The 1,414-nt window shown below is 65.2% G+C and carries 2 protein-coding genes; one reads left to right on the top strand and one right to left on the bottom strand.

Going from position 1 to position 1,414, the window contains the following annotated elements; genetic code table 11:
- A partial coding sequence (locus tag P5705_RS26125; RefSeq protein ID WP_277463743.1) for an energy transducer TonB occupies positions 1-452 on the bottom strand: 452 nt, incomplete at its 3' end.
- Positions 453-547: 95 nt separating this feature from the next.
- Between P5705_RS26125 and P5705_RS26120 the strand changes: the two genes are divergently transcribed.
- Complete coding sequence (locus P5705_RS26120) at positions 548-1,330, top strand: class I SAM-dependent methyltransferase (RefSeq protein WP_213659866.1); 783 nt, start codon at positions 548-550, stop codon at positions 1,328-1,330.
- Positions 1,331-1,414: the final 84 nt, after the last annotated feature.

Raw genomic sequence — 1,414 nt, 5'->3', positions numbered from 1 at the left:
GGGGCCGGGCCAGGCTCGGGCAGGGGGTGGCCCTGGCTCATCACCACCGGGCGCAGCCAGCTGTTGTTCAGGTCGAGTTGGCGTTGCTGTTCGATCAGTTCAATCGTGCTGTAGGGCTCCGGAGCGGGCTCCAGCAGATTGGCTTCGAGCTCCGCCTTGGGCAGGAACAGGGGCTCGGGTGGTGTCACCTCGGTGTCCTGCACCGGCAGGGCGCGCTGGGCGTCGATCAGGGCCAGGGCCTTGGCGCCGCCGATGGGCTCGCCGCTTTGCTGGTCGTACTGCACCAACGCCTGGCTGAAACTGTCGGTTGCATCCCCTTGCTGCTCGGCCATGGCGCGGGCAAAGAAATCCTGCCACAGGTGACTGACGCCACCCAGTGCCTGGGTATTCTGCCGACCGTAGTTGCCGACAGGCGACAGGTAGGTCAAGCCGATGGGGAGAGTATCTGACATGGCAGTCGCGCGCGTTGTGCTCTGGCAGAATAGCGGATACTGCGTGTATCGGCCGTGGCCGGGGTTTCATTAATTTTTTTCGAGTGCGGGAACGGATGGCAGAGCAAGAGCAGGGCACAGGTATCAGGGTCGAGGCGTTGGCCCCGGAGTTCCAGGCGCAGGCCCAGGCGTGGGCGCAGCGGCTGGGCTTGCCGATGATCGACGACGAGGCCGGTTTTGCCGTGCAGGTTGGTGTCGATGGCCTGCAGGTCCAGCAGTTGGGGCCACAGGCGCCCGGGCCGGTGCGGGTGGATTTCGTCGAGGGACAGGCGGCGCATCGTAGGCTGTACGGCGGTGGCAGCGGGCAGATGATCGCCAAGGCGGTCGGTATCGCCCAGGGCGTTCGGCCGCAGGTGCTGGATGCCACTGCGGGGCTCGGCAAGGATGCGTTCGTGCTGGCCAGCCTGGGCTGCCAGATGACCCTGATCGAGCGCCAGCCATTGATTGCCGCGCTGCTCGAGGACGGCTTGGCGCGGGCGCGGGGTGATCTTGAGGTGGGAGGGATTGTCGAGCGCATGCGCTTGCTGACGGGCAATGCCATCGAACGGATGCGCGCCTGGGAAGGCGAGGCGCCGCAAGTGATCTACCTCGATCCGATGTTCCCGCATCGGGACAAGAGTGCTTTGGTGAAAAAGGAGATGCGGGTGTTCAGGCCCTTGGTCGGGGATGACCTGGATGCGCCGGCCTTGCTCGAGGCGGCCCTGGCATTGGCGTCGCACCGGGTGGTGGTCAAGCGGCCGCGCAAGGCGCCGATCATCGAGGGGGTGAAGCCGAGTCACAGCTTGGAGGGGAAATCGAGTCGGTACGATATCTATCCCAAGAAGGCGTTGAAGGGGTGAGGTCTTTGGAGCGGATTTTGATCGCGTGATGATGACATGAAGTTGGGCGGCAGCGTTCTCGAGATCGAGCGCCGCCGCGCGGCG

This window comes from Pseudomonas entomophila (assembly GCF_029478665.1).
Lineage (GTDB): Bacteria > Pseudomonadota > Gammaproteobacteria > Pseudomonadales > Pseudomonadaceae > Aquipseudomonas > Aquipseudomonas entomophila_F.
The sequence above is the reverse complement of the archived record's forward strand: the minus strand, read 5'-3'. Positions and strand labels throughout refer to the sequence as shown.